Source organism: Flavobacterium sp. P21, from assembly GCF_050632225.1.
Lineage (GTDB): Bacteria > Bacteroidota > Bacteroidia > Flavobacteriales > Flavobacteriaceae > Flavobacterium.
On sequence record NZ_CP192585.1, the window covers coordinates 4,265,427 to 4,286,070 of the forward strand.

The following is a 20,644-nucleotide window of genomic DNA, read 5'->3' on the forward strand; positions in this document are numbered from 1 at the left end:
GTTTATCTGCAACAACAAAATTATGCCGCAGACAAGAGATGCGACAAATGATGTTATCGAAAACAGCGGACACGGTTTGTCTCTTAAATATGCAGACGCATTTAATCACGATACAGATAAAACTGAAGATGTTTTTGCCATTCAAATCACAAAACAAACTGGTTTGAATGATTTGGTAACTTTTTATGCTTCTGAAGGAAACGGAGGCCGTGGAGGAGATTTCTCCATCAGAGACGCTTATTTAGAAAAATTCAGCGATCCTGATGATAGAGCCGTTTTTAATTACATCAACGACGATAATGGAAGACTTTTGACTTCTAAATATACAGATCAATTTGGGGATGTGCCACTTATTCGTTTAGCCGAAATGTATTTAATAAGAGCCGAAAGCAATTTGCGCGCAGGAACTGCTGTAGGAAATACACCGCTTGACGATATCAATATTATTCGTTCAAGAGCAAACGCTGATGAATTGACAGCCGTAACTGTTGATGATATTTTGTTAGAGCGCCAATTAGAATTAGGAATGGAAGGATTTTTAATTCACGACATCCGCAGAACAAAACAATCTATTGATATCAGTTCAGATGGAGATGGTTCAGAGTTGATTCCGTATGATGCAGATAGACTTGTATTCCCTATTCCATTGAAAGAAATGGATGCCAACAAAAAAATTACTCAAAATCCAGGTTATGGGAGCTAACAAAGGCTCAAAGTAACAAAGTAACAAAGGTCCAAAGTTTTATAAATAACTATAAAACTTTGGACCTTTTAAATTATATAATAAAAACCTTTGAGCCTTTGTTACTTTGAACCTTTGCCCCTAAAATTTACCTAAACTCATTCAAAGATTTTTCAATAATCTCAAGACATTCTTGAATTTGAGCTTCAGTCATTACCAATGGCGGGGCAAATCTAATTTTATTTCCGTGAGTTGGTTTTGCCAACAATCCATTATCTCTAAATTTCAAGCAGATTTCCCAAGCCAAATCAGACTCTTCATCGCTATTAATTACAATTGCATTCAAAAGTCCTTTTCCTCGAACGAGTTTGATCAAATCATTTCTTTCAGCAATTTCATTTAAACCTTTTCTCAAAATTGCACCAAGGCGTTCTGCATTTTCAGCTAGTTTTTCTTCTTTTACAACTTCTAATGCGAGCAATTGCAACCGTCGCCGCAACAGGATTTCCACCAAAAGTTGATCCGTGCTGACCTGGTTTAATCACATTCATGATCTCGTTATTTGCCAAAACTGCCGAAACCGGATAAACACCACCAGAAATTGCTTTTCCTAAAATCAAAACATCAGGTTGAACATTTTCGTGGTGAACTGCCAATAATTTTCCAGTACGGGCAATTCCGGTTTGAACTTCATCTGCAATAAACAAAACATTATGTTTTTCGCACAACGCTTTTGCTTTCGCCAAATAACCTTCTGACGGAACATAAACTCCTGCTTCGCCCTGAATTGGTTCTACTAAAAATCCGGCAATATTTTTGGATGATTCCAAAGCTTTTTCAAGAGCTTCAAGATTATCGTATTCAATTTTTATAAATCCATCAGTAAATGGCCCAAAGTTTTTACGCGCCGTTTCATCATTTGAAAATGAGATGATTGTAGTGGTTCTTCCATGAAAATTGTTTTCACACACAATCACTTGCGCTTGATTCTCAGGAATTCCTTTTACTTCATAAGCCCATTTTCTGCATATTTTAAGTGCGGTTTCAACAGCTTCAGCACCAGTATTCATTGGAAGAACTTTATCAAAACCAAAATAATTGGTAATATATTCTTCGTAGTTTCCTAATTTATCATTGTAAAAAGCGCGAGAAGTCAATGTCAGTTTTTGCGCCTGATCGATCATTGCTTTTACAATTTTTGGATGACAATGACCTTGATTCACAGCAGAATAAGCCGATAGAAAATCAAAATATTTTTTTCCGTCAACATCCCATACATATACTCCTTCACCTCTTTCTAAAACCACAGGAAGCGGATGATAATTATGAGCTCCGTATTTATTCTCTTTTTCGATCAAAACTTCAGATTTTGATGAAAGTATGTTTTCTGTATGTGTCATAATATGTTATTTTTTCAAACACAAAAATATCAAAAATTCTCAAACTAGCCATAAAAAAGTAAAAATTAAATTTATATTTCACAAAAATAAGTCAAATTTAATTTTTAATACGGAATTAAAATCAAATTTACCTGTCCAATATTTTGATTTTATTCCTGATTATTGAAAAAAATAGTTACTTTTATAAATCATTTCATTTGACAATGACAAAGTCCCTACGGGACAAAAGGTTTGTATCTATATATTTTTCTATCGATATTTCATCTCTAACGAGATGAGATTCTAAAACATTGAAAAAATTGATTTAAAACCCCGATAGGGGTTCGATATCGGTAGAAAAAACAATTAATAATAAAAATGTCCCGTAGGGGCTAAACAATAAAATACAAAGAATGGATATTTTAGACGAATTCGATATTAAAATACTGAAAGAATTAGAAAAAGACGGAAGAATGGCTTTTTCTGCCATTGCAACCAATTTAAAGATTTCGAATACAATGGTGCATCAACGCGTAAACCGAATGATTGAACAAGGTGTTATTGGCGGCATTAAACCCATTATTCAAGAAAAAATATCGGCTTTGACTGGGCTTCTTTTACCGGAATTACTTTAAATAAAGATTCTGATTCTGACCGAATTATTGAAGAAATGAAAAAAATCCCGGAAATCACAGAATGCTATTATGTTACGGGTTCTTTTACACTTTACATCAAAATTGTAGCTAAGAATCACGAACACATGCGAAAAATTCTTTACGAGAAAATCGATAACATTCCCGGAATTGCCAAAACTGATTCTATTATTGAATTGGGTTGTGCTTTTAAAAGAAATATTTCATTGTAATTAGCAACTTTAGCTGAATCTTTTATGCTATGAAAAAACAAAATGTTTCTAACTTTTATTTACGTATATTTTCTATAATTCTTCTGTTTTTAGGTGCCAATTACCTGCAGGCCCAAACTCCAAAAGGAAAATTATTTATCATTGGCGGAGGCAATCGTTCTGACGAATTGATGAAACAAGTTTTGGCTGTAGCCGAATTAGCAAAAAAGATTACATCGTGGTTTTGCCAATGTCAAGCGAAGAACCCGACAGCTCTTTTATTTTCTTTAAAAAACAAATGGTGAAATTGACGCAGAATCCTATTGTAATGCTGAATTTCAACAAAGAAACGGCACAAAACAAAAAGCTGACAGATTCTGTCCAAAAAGCAAAACTGATTTTTATAAGCGGAGGTGATCAAAGCCGTTTTATGTCTGTGGTCCAAAACACGCCAATCAAAACAGCGATCCAAAAAGCTTATGAAAACGGAAGCACAATTTCTGGAACCAGCGCCGGAGCGGCCGTTATGTCTGAAAAAATGATTACCGGAAACCAAAAACTAGAAAAAGAATATTCGGGTACATTTGACAATATTCGATACAATAATTTAGAAACTGCCGAAGGTTTGGGATTATTAAAAACTGCCGTTATTGATCAGCATTTTTTAAAAAGAAACCGTTACAACAGATTAATTTCTGCTTTAGTCGAATTTCCAAATTTGACTGGAATTGGAATTGATGAAGCCACAGCAATTATCGTCCGAAACAATAAGGTTGAAGTTGCAGGAGAAAGTGAAGTTATTGTGGTTCGTAATCCAAAAGGAATTCAAAAATCCAAGAAAAACAATCTTATATCCATCGAAAATCTGCAAATGAGCATTTATACGGCTGGACAAAAATTTAAAATCAAATAAGCATGCATAATTATCTTAAACTATTAAAATCATTCTTTTTCATTTGTCTTAGTTTTCAAATTTCGGCACAAAATAGCAACACAAAAGAAATTGCCCGATTAGAAAATCTTGCCAAACAAGTGACAATAATTCGTGATAATTGGGGAATTCCGCATGTTTACGGAAAAACAGATGCCGATGCTGTTTTTGGATTATTGTATGCACAATGCGAAGATGATTTTAAAAGAATCGAGATGAATTATATTGAAAAACTGGGACGTCTTTCTGAAATAAAAGGACAATCGGTTTTATATAATGATCTAGAAATTAAACTTTTAATAGACGCAAACGAAGCCAAAGCCGATTATAAGAAAGCACCAGAATGGCTCAAAAAACTCTTGAATAGTTATGCCGATGCGATTAACTTTTATTTATACAAACATCCAGAAGTAAAACCTGCTTTATTGACACATTTTGAACCTTGGTTTCCGTTGCTTTGGACAGACGGAAGTATTGGCGCAATTAGCACTGCTGATCTTTCGACAGCCGAATTAAAAGCTTTTTACTCTGGAAATAACGATAAAGTGGCTTACGTAGAAAGAGAAAAATACGTGCAAACTGGATCAAACGGATTTGCTTTTGCTCCATCAAAAACTGCTGACGGAAATGCAATTCTTTATATAAATCCACATACAACATTTTATTTCAGGCCAGAAGTTCAAATTACAAGCGAAGAAGGTTTGAACGTTTATGGCGCAGTTACTTGGGGGCAATTCTTTATTTATCAGGGTTTCAACGAAAATTGCGGTTGGATGCATACATCATCAAATGTGGATGTAGCCGATATGTATGCCGAAAAAATCGTTGACAAAAAAGGAAAACTATTTTATGAATTCGACAACAAGCTTTTGCCTGTAATCGAGAAAGAAATTACAATCAATTATACCGAAAACGGAAAATTGATTCCGAAAAGATTTAAAACCTATTTTACCAACAACGGCCCGATTATGGCCAAAAGAGACGGAAAATGGATCAGTTTAAAATCAAATAACAGATCAATGACAAGTTTGATTCAGAGTTGGGTTCGAACAAAATCAAAGAGTTTTGAGGATTACAAAAAAGCAATGGATCTAAAAGCGAATACATCAAACAATACCGTTTATGCAGATAGAAAGGGAAACATTGCCTACTGGCATGGGAATTTTATTCCGATTCGTGATAAAAAATTAAATTGGTCAAAAGTTGTTGACGGCTCAACATCTGCAACACAATGGAAAGGGCTTCATGATGTAAACGAAACCGTTCATATTTACAATCCAGTAAATGGCTGGCTCCAAAACTGCAACTCCACTCCTTTTTCTGTTGCTGGAGAAAACAGTCCCAAAAAAACCGATTATATTCCGTACATGGCGCCAGATGGAGAAAATTTCAGAGGCGTTAATGCCGTTCGAATTTTTAGCAAAGGAAGCAATTACACTTTAGACAAAGTTATTGCTGATGGTTACGATTCGAAATTATCAATCTTTGAGATATTGATTCCGAGTTTAGTGAATGTTTTTGAAAAGAACGTCAATGTACAATCACCAGAATATGTCGCATTAAAAGAGCCAATTTCAATACTGAAATACTGGGATTATTATGCCAAAGAAAATTCTGTCGCGACAACATTAGCCGTCGAATGGGCTTATAAATTAAACCCTATTATTTTGAAAGCTTATGTTGACGAAGGCGAAAAAGATCAGGTTGAAAACACAAAGAATTTTGCAAAAAATGCAACGGTAGACCAAATGATTCCACAATTGCAGGCCGTATTAAAAGAATTGGAAACAAAATTTGGAACTTGGCAAGTAGCTTGGGGCGAAATCAACCGTTTTCAACGTACCAATGGCGATATTGATTTAAAATATGACGACAATAAACCAAGTTTGCCAATTGGTTATGGTCCTGGTTCTTGGGGAAGCTTGCCTTCTTTCAAAAGCAGTTATCAAAACAATTCTAAAAAACGTTATGGCTATAATGGAAACAGTTTTATTTGTGCAGTTGAATTTGGTTCAAAAATAAAAGCAAAATCATTATTAGCTGGCGGAAACAGTAGCGACCCAAACTCTAAACATTTCACTGATCAAGCCGAAATGTATCGAAAAGGACAATTCAAAGATGTTTTGTTTTACAAAGAAGATGTCATAAAAAATGCCGAAAAAACGTATCATCCGGGAGAATAATGCCGTTAAAAAACACTTTTCACAAACCTTGGAAGAACTTTCTTTCGAGGTTTTTTTATAAGAGAATATTTCTGATATTTGTTTAAAATTGTAAAACAAATGAAAAATCCACTTCTCTTTATCTTTGCTACTATTCTGTTTTCTAACACTATAAGCGCACAATTAAAATCCGTAAAATATACTGACGGAAATCAAGCTCTAAACGGTTTATCTATAAAAGCGGCAAAAAAAGCAGTAATAATCCAGGTATTTTGTTGCTTCCTGCATGGCTCGGAATCGATACTGCTTCTAAAAAATATGCCGAAGATTTATCAAAATTAGGCTACCATGTTTTTATCGCTGATATTTATGGTGAAGGCAACTATCCTAAAAATACTTCTGAAGCCGGAAAACAAGCAGGTTTCTACAAAACCAATTATGAAGCTTATCAAAAAAGAATCAACGCCGCATTACAAGAATTAATCAAATCTGGGGCAAATGCAGACAATATTGTAGTTATTGGCTATTGTTTTGGCGGAACAGGAGTTCTTGAAGCCGCACGTGGTCATCTTAATGTAAAAGGAGTTGTTTCTTTTCACGGAGGTTTAGGCAAAGATTCAAAAAGACCTACAGAACCTATTACAGCTAAGGTTTTAGTATGCCATGGTGCTGATGACCCATTTGTTTCAAAAGATGAAGTTGCATCTTTTCAACAAGAAATGCGCGATTCAAAAGCCGATTGGCAAATGATTTATTACGCAAATTCTGTTCATTCTTTCACAAATCCAGAAGCTGGAAATGACAATTCAAAAGGAGTCGCTTATAATGCTGTCGCCGCAAAAAGATCTTTTGAACATTTGCTTCTTTTCTTGAATGAAGTGCTGAAAAAATAAGTCTTGAAACTAACCCAAAAACACCAAATCAACTCAATAAACCAATGTCACACAATAAAATTAGAGAAGACAAAACCTGCCTGAACTGCAGGCATGTAGTCGAACAAAAGTTTTGTCCAAATTGCGGACAGGAAAACAGCGATACACGTAAAACTTTCCATCATTTATTTGTTCATTTTTTTGAAGATTTAACGCATTATGAAAATGCTTTTTGGAAAACAATAAAAAACTTGCTTGTAAAGCCATCAACTCTAACTAAAGAATATCTTTCTGGAAAAAGGCTTTCTTATTTAGCGCCGGTACGCCTTTATATTTTTATCAGCTTTGTTACTTTCTTATTGATTGCAATGTTTCCAAATCATGTCAGTGAAGAGCTTACGAAAAGCGACAAGGAAATAACATCCAATTTTGAAAATGCAAATACAAAAGTAAAAGACGAAAAAGAAAAAGAAAAAGATGGAAAAGAAAAGTCCTATATCAAGTCAAAAACATTGGACAAGTCTTATTTTCAGTTGAAAACAATGAAAGAAATCGACTCCATTCAAAAATATGGTAAAGAAGATGAAAAACTTTCTGATTTTGAATATTGGGTCTATGAAAAAGCGACACATGTCACTGAAAAAAATACCAAAAAAGAGATTATAGAAAAATTCATAGAATCCTTCATTCATAATATTCCGAAAATCTTATTTATTATAATGCCCTTTTTTGCCTTTTTCTTGTGGATTTTCCATAGCAAGAAAAAATGGTATTATTTTGATCACGGAATTTTCACGCTTCATTATTTTTCGTTTTTGCTTTTAATATTCCTAATTTTATTCATTGTCAACAAAATCGCCGGAATATTTGAAGGAAATGGCCCAATTTCAGTTGTTACTAACCTCATCAACTTTGTTGGAATTGTTTGGATGTGTTACTATTTTTATCCAGCGCACCACCGATTTTATGGTGAAAGCCGATTTGTTTCATTTGTTAAAAGTGTATTCCTTTTTGTTATAAATTCGCTTTTTATTCTATTTTTACTGATATTCTATGTTTTATACATATTCATTAATTTACACTAACCCAAAATGAAAAAAATTGTAATTCTGTTATTAATTGCTTCGGCGTTTTCATGTAAAAATGCGCAGTCTGTTGCTTCAAAAGACAACTCAGACCCAACAAAATACATGAATTCGATCACTGCAAAAGACTTAAAAAAATGCTTTATGTTGTTGCTTCTGATGAAATGGAAGGCCGCGAAACTGGTTCGAAAGGACAAAAGAAAGCGGGACTTTACATGATTGAGCAATACAAAAAAATAAAATTTCGTTCCCAAAAGGAGCAACTGATTACTATCAGCATATTCCGGCATCATTTTTAAATGCAAGACGTAATGAAAATCTGCCAGATTCAGAAAATATTTGGGCGTATATTGAGGGATCAGAAAAGCCAGACGAAGTTTTAGTTATTTCTGCTCATTACGACCACGTAGGAATTAAAGACGGAGAAGTATACAACGGAGCTGATGACGACGGTTCTGGAACAGTTGCCGTTATGGAAATTGCCAAAGCTTTTGCTAAAGCTAAAAAAGAAGGACATGGACCAAAACGTTCTATTTTATTCCTTCATGTAACAGGCGAAGAGCACGGTTTGCACGGATCTCGTTTCTATTCTGAAAATCCACTATTCCCAATTGCTAATACAATTACAGACATCAACATTGACATGATTGGTCGTCGCGATGTTGAACATACAAACACAAACAATTATGTGTATGTAATTGGAGCAGACAGATTATCAAGCGAATTGCACAATACAGTTGTAGCTCAAAACAACAAATACGTAAAAATGGACTTGGATTTCAAATTCAACGATCCTAAAGATCCTAATCATTTTTATGAGCGTTCTGACCATTACAACTTTGCAAAACATGGCATTCCATCCGTTTTCTTCTTCAATGGAGTTCACGCCGATTACCACGGAAAAGATGATACCCCAGAAAAAATCGAATACGATGCTTTGGCAAAAAGAGCTCAACTAGCTTTTGTAGTTGCTTGGGATTTAGCAAATAGAGAAAATAGACCGGTAGTTGATAAAAAATAGTTACAAAGTAACAAAGGTTCAAAGCAACAAAGGTTTCTAATAATGTAACAAACAAAAAAGGATGAGTTAAACTCATCCTTTTTTTATATTGTAGATTCTTAAAAAAAATCTGAACCTTTGTTGCTTTGTTACTTTGCACCTTTCCTAGTCATTCATAGAAATCAAAAACTCTTCGTTGTTTCTTGTTTTCTTGAAGCGGTCGTTTACAAAATCCATAGATTCTACAGGGTTCATATCTGATAGATATTTGCGCATGATCCACATTCTTTGTAATGTTTTTTCATCTAATAACAAGTCGTCACGACGTGTACTTGATGACGTAAGATCAATCGCTGGGAAAATACGTTTATTGGCTATCTTACGATCTAATTGCAATTCCATATTACCAGTTCCTTTAAATTCTTCGAAGATAACCTCATCCATTTTAGAACCAGTCTCTGTTAATGCAGTTGCGATGATACTTAATGAACCTCCATTTTCAACATTTCTAGTCGCTCCAAAGAAACGTTTAGGTTTCTGTAATGCATTCGCATCAACACCTCCACTTAATACTTTTCCAGAAGCTGGCTGAACTGTGTTATAAGCTCTTGCTAAACGTGTAATTGAATCCAAAAGAATCACAACATCGTGGCCACATTCTACCAAACGTTTTGATTTTTCAAGAACGATATTCGCAATTTTTACGTGCTCTTGTGGTTCTCTATCAAAAGTAGAAGCGATAACTTCTCCACGAACACTTCTTTGCATATCTGTAACCTCTTCAGGACGCTCATCGATCAATAAAACAATCAAATAAACCTCAGGATGATTTGCGACAATTGCGTTTGCAATATCTTTAAGAAGCATTGTTTTACCCGTTTTAGGCTGTGCAACGATCATTCCACGTTGTCCTTTTCCTATTGGAGAAAACAAATCAATAATACGAGTTGATATAGAACTGCCTTTTTCGGCTAATTTGAATTTTTCAGAAGGGAAAACTGGCGTCAAGTGCTCAAATGAAACTCTATCGCGAACTACTTGCGGATCGTGACCATTGATTTTAAGTACACGAACTAAAGGGAAAAACTTCTCACCTTCTTTAGGAGGACGAACCACTCCTTTTACTGTATCTCCAGTTTTCAAACCAAATAATCTGATTTGTGAAGTTGATAAATAAATATCATCTGGAGAAGCTAAATAATTATAATCTGATGAACGCAAAAATCCGTAACCGTCAGGCATCATTTCAAGAACACCTTCACTTTCAATAATTCCATCAAATTCAAAGTCAGAATCTCTGAAATTATTATTCTTTTTATTTTTATGATTTGGATTTTGATTTCCGTTATTCCCATTTCCGTTGCCATTCCCATTTTGGTTTGGATTCTGATTCGGATTTTGATTAGGGTTTTGATTTTTATTCTGATTTGGATTTATCTTTTTTCCTTGAGGAGCAGTTTCTGTTTTTTCTGCGGCAACAGGAACTTCAGCACTTTCTTCGGCAACAACCTCTTTTTCTGCAATTTTAACTGCTTCTTTTTCCTTTTGTAATGCTACCTTTTTCTCGTATGCCGATTTATTAAATTTTACAATTTTCGGCTCCTTTTTCTCTGCAACAGGTTTTTCCTCATTACTTTCCTGAGCTTTCTCTGTTGGCTGATTTTTGGACTAACCTGAATTTTTGGTTTTACAGCCGCAGGAGTTTCTTTTTCTCTGGAGCTTCCTCAACTTTATCAAATTCTAAAACAGGAGCGTTTTTTGAGCCGCTGTTTTTTTTGCAGGAGCTATCCTCGCTCTTTTTGGTTTTTCATCTGCAATTTCCTTTTCAGCCACAGGCGGGGCTGGCGGCGCTGTAGTCGCTTCTTGATGTGCTAAAATCTGAGTGATTAAAGTTTCTTTTTTAACACCATTAAACTTTATAGTTTTAGCCAACTTAGCTATTTCTTGAAGCTCAGAAAGCTTCATTTCTTTTAATGCAGAAATATCAAACATGAATGTTCTATGAATTTAATTATTTTAAAGGAAATACTGTAAAAAGTAGGTAGATAAATTATTTCAATTGACCGCAGTATGAAGTGCTTACGGTATTTTGATGCAATAATACGAATAAATTTTAATCATACAATAGTATTTTAAAAAAGAAAATATATTTTTGTAAAACAATTTCAAGTTATGTTACAACGAATTCAAACCGTATATTTAATTCTTACCTTTGTAATTACAGGGGTTTTAATGTTTTTTATACCGCTTTGGTCATCAAACGGAAAGCCTTTCTTCTTTATGCAAGATCAGGTTTACACAATATTGCTAGGATTAAGCACAATGCTTACAATCATCAGTATTATATCATTTAAAAAGAGACAAAATCAGTTTGTGATGAACAGACTGAACATAATATTAAATTTAATTTTATTAGGATTATTTGTATATCGATCACTAAATTTATCTGGAGGAACTGCAGTTCCTGAGAAAGGTATTGGGATGTTTCTTCCAATTGTTGCTATCGTGTTATTAGTTTTAGCTAATAAGGCCATCAAAAAGGACGAAGATCTTGTAAAATCTGTAGATCGTTTGAGATAAACCTATAAACTTAATTTTTTGTGCGAAGAAGAACCCGAATTTTATTCGGGTTTTTTTTGCCTTATATTACTATAAATCAATCCTAAAGAGCACATCCTAAAACTAGTTTTCAAGGTAAATTTGTATTTTCAAATTCAAATAATCATGAGACCCAAAATAAGGATTCATCTTGCCGATGATCATCAAGTACTTATTGATGGCTTAACCAACTTATTACATACCGTTCAAAATTTCGAAGTTGTCGGTTGTTCTTTAGATGGCAGTACCATTTATAATGATGTAATTCAAAACAATGCCGATATTTTGGTTCTGGATATTAGTATGCCAGAAAAAGACGGTATCAAAGTTCTCCAAGAATTTCATGAACAAAATAGCCAATGTAAAATCATAATTCTTTCTAGTTATGACGATTTAAAAATCATTAAAGAAGTCATGAAACTAAATGCAAAAGGGTATTTGACAAAAAAATGCGCAGGTGAAAACATCATTGAAGCAATTCATGCTGTTAATCAAGGACAAGAATATTTTAGCGATGCTGTACGAGAAAAAATCTTCAGCGACTTTACACAAAACAATCCAAAATTGAGCAAAAAAACTTATGCTGAAAATCCGATTTTAAGTGCGCGAGAAATTGAAATAATTACCTTGATATCACTTGAACACAGTGGAAAAGAAATAAGTGAAAAGCTTTTTATCAGCATAAATACAGTGGAAACACATCGCAAAAATATTATGAAAAAACTGCAGATAAAAAACACGATAGGCCTTGTTAAGTATGCTCTAAAAAACAATTTGATCAACCCATAATTTTTTGAATCAAAAATTAGCTTCGATTACTTTTACCATGCGTATTTTAAGAATATTAATTTTTCTCTTTATAATAAATGCTTTTCATGAAAATCTTCTTTATTCCCAGCAAAATGATTTTCCAAAAGAAAGCATTCAACAATTACAAAATCCGAAGACGAATAATACTGAATTACAAGAGATTGAACAATTAAAAAACAAAAAGGTAGTTAGCCTGATTATTATTCTAATTATCATTTTATCTTTTCTGTTTTACTTTTTTACCAGAACAATAAATTGAAGCAAAAAATAAGACGAAAAGATATCAAGCAAAAAATTTTGCTGAATGTTATTAATTCAAGTATTGACAGCCAAGAAATTGAGCGTAAAAAAATTGCTTCATTCCTGCATGACAATGTAAATTCCTTGCTATCCTCTGTCGGACTGCACTTGAATACGTTTACAGCACAAAACAAAATAGAATCTGAAGAAATCAAGAAAGCCAAAGTAATTTTAGCTGAAGCTCATGATCTTTTGCGAGACATTTCACATGATCTTGTCCCGAGTCTTTTAGTCCGATTTGGTTTAATTTACGCTTTGGAAGATTTGTGCGAGCGAAACTCAAACAACTCAATTGATTTTGCTTTTTCAAGCAAAATTTCTACCAGCAAAAGATACACCGAGAAATTCGAAATGAAAATTTATTTTATTGTTTCAGAACTCTTCAGCAATATTATAAAACATAGCAATGCCACTAGAGCTGAAATATTTTTAAACGAGAATCAAAATACCTTCACGATTAAAATACATGACGATGGAATAGGTTTTAATGCAAAAAAATAGATGGGACTGAAGGTTTTGGGTTAAACCGAATTAGAGCACGTGTTAAAAAATTCAAAGGCAATTTTGATATTGTTTCCAAAGCAAACCAAGGCACGATAATCAAAATAAAGATTCCGTTGCCACATTAAAAATTTTACTTTTTGCCAATTTCGATAATCTCCAAATCTTTTATTTTATCATCATCAATCACAAATCGAAGCATTGTTCGCATTTGATGAAAACCGCTTTTTCCAGCCGCACCTGGATTCATGTGCAACAAATTATTCTTTTTATCAAACATGACTTTTAAAATGTGCGAATGTCCACAAATAAATAATTTAGGCGGATTCAAAGTCATTTCTTCCCTAACATTCGGATTGTATTTTCCCGGATAACCTCCAATATGTGTAATCCAAACCGAAACATTCTCACACATAAATCGGTTATTTAATGGAAATTCCAATCTTGCTTTTGCATCGTCAATATTCCCATAAACCGCTCTTAAAGGTTTTAGCTTTTTAATCGTATCAGTTACGTTCAAATCTCCAATATCTCCAGCGTGCCAAACTTCATCGGCTTGAACCACATATTTTAAAATTGTATCGTCGATATGACTGTGAGTATCTGAAAGGAGAAGGATTTTGGTCATTTTTTTTAAAGGGGCTAAGGTTCTGAGGTGCTAAGGTACAAAGGATTTTTTTTAAGCGGTAAAGAATCAAAGGTACAAAGTGACAAAGGTTTTTTTATACACATGTATTGTAGAGGCGCACTGCAGTGCGCCTCAAATCAGATTTGGAAAATAAAAAATCCGATTTGCTTTCACAAATCGGATTTATATCCTAACAGGTTTTAAAAACCTGTTAGGTATTTTTTTATTAATTTTCAAGATTTTAATTATACATAACACGATTTTTCGCTGAACAAACTATGATTCGCATTTTGGTTTTTAAGCGATTTTAACAAAGGTTTTGAGATTCTGAGACACTAAGAGGCAAAGTTTTTATTTCTGAATTTTATTATAAGCTGTCCTTCGATTTTTTCTTATATCGAAATTATACACCTAAATATATAGGCATTTTTTTCAATCTAGCGTTAGACATACTGCAGTGCGTCTCTACAATAAAACCATAAAAAACCTTTGCACCTCTGAACCTTTGCCCCTTTGTACCTAAAAAAGAAAAAACTTAGTCCCGAAGTATCGCGATAGCATCTTAGAACCTTAGCAACTTTTTTCGTACCTTTGCCACTCTGAACCTTTGAACCTCTACAGTGAGATATTTTATTCGATTTGCATACAACGGAACACCTTATAATGGATGGCAATTTCAGCCAAACGCACCTTCTGTTCAGGAAACTTTAAACAAAGCACTTTCGGTTTTATTAAATAAACCTATAAATGTCATGGGCGCAGGACGCACAGACACTGGAGTTCATGCTACAGAAATGTATGGGCATTTTGATGTTGAAAATCCGTTAGATGTTCCTGTATTAGTGCATAAACTAAATTCATTTCTGCCAAAAGATATTGCAATTTTTGATATTATATTGGTTCATGATGACGCACATTGTAGATTTGACGCAACAAAACGTACTTATGAATATCACATCAATACTGTTAAAAATCCGTTTTTGCAGGAACTCAGCTGGTATGTAAGTCAAAAATTAGATGTAGCTTTGATGAATGAAGTCGCGCAAATTTTATTGAAACATACCGATTTTCAATGTTTCTCAAAAGTCAATACAGATGTTAACACTTTTGATTGCACGGTTTTTGAGGCATATTGGAAAAATGAAAACAACAAACTGATTTTTACGATCTCAGCCAACCGATTTTTACGAAATATGGTTCGGGCAATTGTGGGCACATTAATCAACATTGGTCTTCATAAAATTACGCTGACTGATTTTGAAAATATCATTGCCAGCAAAAGCAGAGAAAAAGCAGGATTTTCAGTTCCGGCTCACGGTTTATATTTGACCAAAATTAATTACGATTACATAAATAGCCCTGATTGAAGTGAAAAGCTTTTTTGAAAAAAATATTGTTTTTGTGTTTTTTATAAAGCGACCAACGGAAGCTCTTATAAAAAACACAAAAACATATTTTTGAGAAAAACTTGTAACGGAAAGCAGGAAATAGCTCCTTATAATAAATGAAAGCAAAAGCATTTGATACCGGCTTATTCAAACGAATTTTAAAATATACCAAACCTTATAAATGGCGCTATTATGGCGTGATTGTTTTTGCTATTTCGCTGTCGATTTTTGCGGCGCTTCGTCCTTATTTACTTAAACAAACTGTTGATGGTTATATCAAAACACACGACAAATATGGTTTATTGATGTATATTATCTTGATGGGACTTGTGCTTTTGATGGAAGTTTTTTCTCAATTCTACTTTGTGTATTGGGCCAACTGGCTTGGTCAGGATATTGTAAAAGATATTCGTACCAAACTCTTCAAGCATATTTTGAGTTTCAGAATGAAATATTTTGATTTGGTTCCGGTTGGACAATTGGTTACCAGATCTGTTTCAGACATTGAATCGATTGCTCGTATTTTCAGTCAAGGTCTTTTTATGATTATCAGTGATTTGATGAAAATGCTGGTGGTTTTGCTTTTCATGTTTTACATGAACTGGAAATTGACTTGGATTGTGGTCGTAGCAATGCCAATTCTGGTTTATGTTACCCGAATTTTTCAGCGTAAAATGCAAGTTGCTTTTGAAGAAGTTCGTACTCAAATTGCCAATATGAACTCTTTTGTTCAGGAACGTGTAACGGGAATGAAGATTGTGCGACTTTTTAACCGAGAAAAAATTGAGGCTGAAAAATTCAGAGAAATCAACGACAAACATAGAGTTGCTTGGATCAAAACTATTTTGTACAACTCGATATTTTTCCCAATTGCAGATATTATTTCTTCGATAACTCTAGGATTAGTTGTTGTTTTTGGCGGGTTTAAAATTTTGAATGGCGATCATTTCACCACTTTTGGAGATTTATTCTCATATACCATGTTTATTGGAATGCTCTTTAATCCGCTTCGCCAAATTGCTGATAAATTCAACGAGATGCAATTAGGAATGATTGCGGCCAATCGTGTTTTTGATATTATTGACACTCAAGATCATATTCAGGATACAGGTACAATTGAAGCTCCGGTTTTTAGCGGCAGTATCGAATTCAAAGAGGTTCGTTTTAGTTATATTCCCGAAGAAGAAGTTATCAAAGGAATTGATTTATCTGTTGATTCGGGACAGACAATTGCGATTGTTGGTTCGACTGGAGCAGGAAAATCAACTATCATTAATTTACTGAATCGTTTCTACGAAATTAATAGCGGGACCATTTATATCGACGGACACAATATTGAAAACTATACATTGGCATCTTTAAGAAAACAAATTGCCGTGGTTTTGCAAGATGTATTTTTGTTTGCCGATACAATTTACAACAACATCACTTTACACAATCCAGAAATAACGCGCGAAAAAGTACTCGAAGCGGCAAAAAAATTGGCGTACACGATTTCATCATGAGTTTGCCAGACAATTATGACTTTGATGTAAAAGAACGCGGTGTAATGCTGTCCTCTGGACAACGTCAATTGATCGCGTTTTTGCGTTCCTATGTGAGCAATCCAAGTATTTTGATTTTGGATGAAGCAACCTCATCTATTGATACTTATTCTGAAGAATTGATTCAGCGTGCAACCGAAACAATTACCAAAGGAAGAACTTCAATTATCATCGCACACCGATTAGCAACAATTGTAAATGCCGACAAAATTGTAGTTATGGATAAAGGTCTTATCGTAGAGCAAGGAACGCATCAAGAATTGATTAACAAGACCGACGGATATTACAAAAACTTGTATGATTCGCAATTTTCGGTAGCAAACTGAGGCTCAAAATGCTAAAAAAACATTTCTAAACGTTAAATCAGCGTTATAGAAATCATAAAACTGCACCTGAGCACTAAGGCTTTAACACTTGGTTTTTGGTTTATTATTTACCTTTGAGATTGTAGAAATCAAATGTAAAAGAAAATGCCACAAAACAGATTTTATCCAGACGAACAATTCAAAGAAATAGAAATAAACGCCTCATTACAACTTAAATATGCCATTTCAAACCGAGGCCGATTAATCAGTTTTACTGACAAAATTGAAAACGGCAGAATCCTCAAAGGCGGCCTGAGCGACGGTTATCCAACCTTTAGATTCAAGGTTAAAAAAGATGACAAAATTGTCAATAAATATCTTTTTCTGTACAAATTAGTTGCGCAATATTTTATTCCGAAACAATCCGAAGATCAAACTTATGTTCTTCATTTAGATTACAACCGAAGCAATGATGACGTAAGTAATTTGCGTTGGGCTACAAAACAAGAAATGATGGCTCACAGCCGCAAAAGCCCACGTGTAATTCAGGCCAAAAAGAACCTAATCGAACACAATCTAAAAGCAGACGGAAGAAAACTGACCACTACAAAAGTGATGCTAATCAAGAAAATATTGGCTAGACCTGAACAAAAAACACGCTTGAAAATGATTGCAAAACAATTCGGCGTAAGCGAAATGCAGATCCGCAGGATTGCAAGTGGTGAAAACTGGGGACACGTTAAAGTTTAATTGTTAATTGTTAATTGTTAATTGTTAATTGTTAATTGTTAATTGTTAATTGTTAATTGTTAATTGTCAATTGTCAATTGATAACTCATAAAGCCACAGATTATTAAAGATTAACATCGATTTTTTTAAATCATTTTAATCCTGATAATCTGTGGCTTGTTTTATTGATACTATTTATACAAAGCCTTTAATTTTCAGATTTATCAGCTAAATCTCGATTTCCAATTCATAATTCACAATTTACAATTCACAATTACCTTGGTTTCTGTGAAAAGACCAAAATCTAATGTGCTAAAAATAAATTTTGGGGCGTTGATTTAAAATAAATCCTTAAATTCGCAATCACAAATAACAAAAAAAGAAAATCGAAAAATGAGTTTCGGAAATATTATGCTCCTTTTCGGTAATAAATACTAAAAACCAAAAAAATGAAATACGACGTTATTGTTTTAGGAAGTGGTCCTGGTGGCTATGTAACAGCAATTAGAGCTTCACAATTAGGCTTTAAAACAGCTGTAGTTGAAAAAGAAAATCTAGGAGGTGTATGTTTGAACTGGGGCTGTATCCCAACAAAAGCATTATTGAAATCAGCTCAGGTTTTTGATTACCTTAAACACGCTTCTGATTACGGATTGAAAGTTTCTGAATTCGATAAAGATTTCCCTGCTGTTATTCAACGTAGCCGTGGTGTTGCAGAAGGAATGAGCAAAGGTGTTCAATTCTTAATGAAAAAAACAAAATTGACGTTATTGAAGGTTTTGGAAAACTAAAACCAGGAAAAAAACTTGACGTTACAGACAAAGACAATAAAGTTACTGAATATAGCGCTGATCACATTATCATCGCAACTGGTGCTCGTTCTCGCGAATTGCCAAACTTACCTCAAGATGGTGTAAAAGTTATTGGGTATCGTCAGGCAATGACTTTGCCAACTCAGCCAAAATCTATGATTATTGTTGGTTCTGGAGCAATTGGAGTTGAGTTCGCTCACTTCTACAACTCTATGGGAACAGATGTAACTATCGTAGAATTTATGCCAAATGTTGTTCCTGTTGAAGACGAAGATATCTCAAAACAATTTGAGCGTTCTTTGAAAAAATCTGGAATTAAAGTAATGACTAACTCTTCTGTTGAGCGTATCGACACTACAGGAGCTGGAGTTAAAGCATTCGTTAAGACTGCAAAAGGAGAAGAAGTTTTAGAAGCTGATATCGTACTTTCTGCAGTTGGAATCAAAACAAACATTGAAAACATCGGATTAGAAGAAGTTGGAATCGCTGTTGACAGAGATAAAATCTTAGTAAACGCTTACAACGCAACTAACATTCCTGGATACTACGCAATTGGAGACGTTACTCCAGGTCAAGCTTTAGCTCACGTAGCTTCTGCTGAAGGAATCAACTGTGTAGAAAAAATTAAAGGTTTACACGTAGATCCAATCGATTACGGAAACGTTCCTGGTTGTACTTATGCAACTCCAGAAATTGCTTCTGTAGGTTTAACAGAAAAACAAGCTAAAGAAAAAGGTTACGAATTAAAAATTGGTAAATTCCCATTCTCAGCTTCTGGAAAAGCTAAAGCCGCTGGAAATGCTGACGGATTCGTAAAAGTAATCTTCGATGCTAAATACGGAGAATGGTTAGGGTGCCACATGATTGGTGCTGGTGTTACAGATATGATTGCTGAGGCAGTTGTAGCTCGTAAACTAGAAACTACAGGTCACGAAATCCTTAAATCGATCCACCCTCACCCAACAATGAGCGAGGCTGTTATGGAAGCTGTTGCTGATGCTTACGGCGAAGTAATTCACTTGTAAAATATACAATGTAAAGGTTCAGATATCTTTACGGAGTTATATATAATTTTCAATTTATAAAATCCGATTTGTGAGAACAGATCGGATTTTTTATTTTCATAACTTTACATGAAACATAATCAGTTATGAAAGAGATTTGTATTGTTGAATTTCCGTCAAACTTAGGTTTAAAAGAACCTCAACCAGGAAAAGAGCCTGGTGTAAAAAAATTGCCCGAATGGTTATGGAAACACAATTTGCATAAAAAAATCAATCCAAAAAACATTTTAACGCTCGATGCTCCAAAATACACTAATCTTAAAGATCCTGAAACGCAAATTCTCAACGCAAACTCGTTAGTCGATTATGCTAGAGAACAAGCTTATTTGATCAACAATTTGCTTTCGCAAAATAAATTTCCGTTTATACTTGGCGGTGACTGCAGTATTCTTTTAGGATCGGCGATTGCTTTAAAACAGAAAGGAAATTACGGTTTGTTTTATCTTGACGGACATACTGATTTCATGGATATTTCATTATCTGAAACCGGCGGATTTGGCGGAATGGCGGCTTCTTTAGTTACTGGAAAAGGCCATCAAAAACTAACAAACATTTTAAATTTGTGTCCTTATATTAAAGAAGAAAATCTTTGGTGTGTTGGCAATCGCGAATATGACGAAGAATATGAAAACGAAATCAGAAATTCTGATGCGACATATTTTAGCTTAAAGGAACTTCGAAAACAAGGAATTTCAAATTGTGTTAAAACATTTCTTAATCAAATTGAAGACAAAAAACTTGATGGCTTTTGGCTTCATATAGATGTCGATGTTTTAAACGATTCAATTATGCCATGCGTCGATAGTCGCACGCCAGATGGGCTTACTTATATAGAATTCAACCAACTTATCTCTTATTTATTTCAAAGTGAAAAACTCAGCGGACTTGAAATCACAATTTTAGATCCTGATTTAGATTCTACTGGCCAATATACCCAAGAATTTGTTGACAATATTAGCTCGACTTTCAATACTTTTAAATTTTAAATTTATTTAATACTAAAAAAACTT

At 34.0% G+C, this 20,644-nt stretch carries 12 protein-coding genes and 7 pseudogenes; 16 read left to right on the top strand and 3 right to left on the bottom strand.

What is annotated here, in order from left to right:
- Positions 1-22 precede the first annotated feature (22 nt).
- Positions 23-703, top strand: coding sequence for a RagB/SusD family nutrient uptake outer membrane protein (locus ACQ9BO_RS21365; protein WP_431242384.1), 681 nt, complete (start codon positions 23-25; stop codon positions 701-703).
- A 127-nt stretch (positions 704-830) separates the two neighbouring features.
- Here the strand turns inward: ACQ9BO_RS21365 and rocD are convergent.
- A pseudogene (rocD, locus tag ACQ9BO_RS21370) lies at positions 831-2,082 on the bottom strand (ornithine--oxo-acid transaminase).
- Between the two features lie 392 nt (positions 2,083-2,474).
- On the opposite strand from rocD, the pseudogene ACQ9BO_RS21375 reads away from it, so the two are divergent.
- The 7 genes and pseudogenes from ACQ9BO_RS21375 (at position 2,475) to ACQ9BO_RS21405 (ending at position 8,976) form a co-directional block, all read left to right on the top strand.
- A pseudogene (locus ACQ9BO_RS21375) lies at positions 2,475-2,926 on the top strand (Lrp/AsnC family transcriptional regulator).
- 29 nt (positions 2,927-2,955) lie between these two features.
- The gene (locus ACQ9BO_RS21380) at positions 2,956-3,210 is read left to right on the top strand and encodes a hypothetical protein (RefSeq protein WP_431242385.1); all 255 of its coding nucleotides are present in this window, start codon (positions 2,956-2,958) and stop codon (positions 3,208-3,210) included.
- A complete protein-coding gene (locus ACQ9BO_RS21385; protein WP_431245185.1) occupies positions 3,156-3,818 on the top strand; it encodes a cyanophycinase in 663 nt (220 codons plus the stop codon). Before ACQ9BO_RS21380 ends, ACQ9BO_RS21385 begins: the two co-directional genes overlap by 55 nt.
- Before the next feature lie 2 nt (positions 3,819-3,820).
- Positions 3,821-6,019: a penicillin acylase family protein gene (locus ACQ9BO_RS21390; RefSeq protein WP_431242386.1), complete on the top strand. Its 2,199-nt coding sequence runs from the start codon at positions 3,821-3,823 to the stop codon at positions 6,017-6,019.
- A gap of 99 nt (positions 6,020-6,118) precedes the next feature.
- Positions 6,119-6,891, top strand: a pseudogene (locus ACQ9BO_RS21395) (dienelactone hydrolase family protein).
- Positions 6,892-6,935: 44 nt separating this feature from the next.
- Positions 6,936-7,955, top strand: a complete 1,020-nt coding sequence (locus ACQ9BO_RS21400; protein ID WP_431242387.1) for a DUF3667 domain-containing protein — start codon at positions 6,936-6,938, stop codon at positions 7,953-7,955.
- Between the two features lie 6 nt (positions 7,956-7,961).
- Positions 7,962-8,976: pseudogene (locus ACQ9BO_RS21405) on the top strand (M28 family peptidase).
- A gap of 144 nt (positions 8,977-9,120) precedes the next feature.
- On the opposite strand, the pseudogene rho reads toward ACQ9BO_RS21405, so the two are convergent.
- Positions 9,121-10,947 (bottom strand): annotated as a pseudogene (gene rho, locus ACQ9BO_RS21410) (transcription termination factor Rho).
- 180 nt (positions 10,948-11,127) lie between these two features.
- On the opposite strand from rho, the gene ACQ9BO_RS21415 reads away from it, so the two are divergent.
- The 3 genes from ACQ9BO_RS21415 (at position 11,128) to ACQ9BO_RS21425 (ending at position 13,164) form a co-directional block, all read left to right on the top strand.
- Positions 11,128-11,535, top strand: coding sequence for a DUF4293 domain-containing protein (locus ACQ9BO_RS21415; RefSeq protein WP_431242388.1), 408 nt, complete (start codon positions 11,128-11,130; stop codon positions 11,533-11,535).
- A 144-nt stretch (positions 11,536-11,679) separates the two neighbouring features.
- Positions 11,680-12,342 (top strand): response regulator, encoded by a 663-nt coding sequence (locus ACQ9BO_RS21420; protein ID WP_431245186.1) that lies wholly within the window; start codon positions 11,680-11,682, stop codon positions 12,340-12,342.
- Between the two features lie 276 nt (positions 12,343-12,618).
- Positions 12,619-13,164 carry a sensor histidine kinase gene (locus ACQ9BO_RS21425; protein ID WP_431242389.1) on the top strand — a complete coding sequence of 182 codons (546 nt, stop codon included), beginning with the start codon at positions 12,619-12,621 and terminating at the stop codon, positions 13,162-13,164.
- A gap of 133 nt (positions 13,165-13,297) precedes the next feature.
- Here ACQ9BO_RS21425 and ACQ9BO_RS21430 read toward each other — a convergent pair whose 3' ends face one another.
- Complete coding sequence (locus tag ACQ9BO_RS21430) at positions 13,298-13,792, bottom strand: metallophosphoesterase family protein (RefSeq protein WP_431242390.1); 495 nt, start codon at positions 13,790-13,792, stop codon at positions 13,298-13,300.
- A gap of 620 nt (positions 13,793-14,412) precedes the next feature.
- On the opposite strand from ACQ9BO_RS21430, the gene truA reads away from it, so the two are divergent.
- From truA to ACQ9BO_RS21455, 5 genes and pseudogenes are all read left to right on the top strand, one after another.
- A complete protein-coding gene (truA, locus tag ACQ9BO_RS21435; RefSeq protein ID WP_431242391.1) occupies positions 14,413-15,159 on the top strand; it encodes a tRNA pseudouridine(38-40) synthase TruA in 747 nt (248 codons plus the stop codon).
- Between the two features lie 137 nt (positions 15,160-15,296).
- A pseudogene (locus tag ACQ9BO_RS21440) lies at positions 15,297-17,050 on the top strand (ABC transporter ATP-binding protein).
- Positions 17,051-17,194: 144 nt separating this feature from the next.
- A complete protein-coding gene (locus ACQ9BO_RS21445) occupies positions 17,195-17,779 on the top strand; it encodes an NUMOD4 domain-containing protein (protein ID WP_431242392.1) in 585 nt (194 codons plus the stop codon).
- 428 nt (positions 17,780-18,207) lie between these two features.
- Positions 18,208-19,595, top strand: a pseudogene (gene lpdA, locus ACQ9BO_RS21450) (dihydrolipoyl dehydrogenase).
- Positions 19,596-19,720: 125 nt separating this feature from the next.
- A complete protein-coding gene (locus ACQ9BO_RS21455) occupies positions 19,721-20,620 on the top strand; it encodes an arginase family protein (protein WP_431242393.1) in 900 nt (299 codons plus the stop codon).
- Positions 20,621-20,644: the final 24 nt, after the last annotated feature.

Coding starts and splice junctions, on each gene's coding strand:
- ACQ9BO_RS21365 (WP_431242384.1), top strand. CDS start 23: ATGCCGCAGACAAGAGATGCGACAAATGATGTTATCGAAAACAGCGGA.
- ACQ9BO_RS21380 (WP_431242385.1), top strand. CDS start 2,956: ATGAAAAAACAAAATGTTTCTAACTTTTATTTACGTATATTTTCTATA.
- ACQ9BO_RS21385 (WP_431245185.1), top strand. CDS start 3,156: ATGTCAAGCGAAGAACCCGACAGCTCTTTTATTTTCTTTAAAAAACAA.
- ACQ9BO_RS21390 (WP_431242386.1), top strand. CDS start 3,821: ATGCATAATTATCTTAAACTATTAAAATCATTCTTTTTCATTTGTCTT.
- ACQ9BO_RS21400 (WP_431242387.1), top strand. CDS start 6,936: ATGTCACACAATAAAATTAGAGAAGACAAAACCTGCCTGAACTGCAGG.
- ACQ9BO_RS21415 (WP_431242388.1), top strand. CDS start 11,128: ATGTTACAACGAATTCAAACCGTATATTTAATTCTTACCTTTGTAATT.
- ACQ9BO_RS21420 (WP_431245186.1), top strand. CDS start 11,680: ATGAGACCCAAAATAAGGATTCATCTTGCCGATGATCATCAAGTACTT.
- ACQ9BO_RS21430 (WP_431242390.1), bottom strand. CDS start 13,792: ATGACCAAAATCCTTCTCCTTTCAGATACTCACAGTCATATCGACGAT.
- ACQ9BO_RS21445 (WP_431242392.1), top strand. CDS start 17,195: ATGCCACAAAACAGATTTTATCCAGACGAACAATTCAAAGAAATAGAA.
- ACQ9BO_RS21455 (WP_431242393.1), top strand. CDS start 19,721: ATGAAAGAGATTTGTATTGTTGAATTTCCGTCAAACTTAGGTTTAAAA.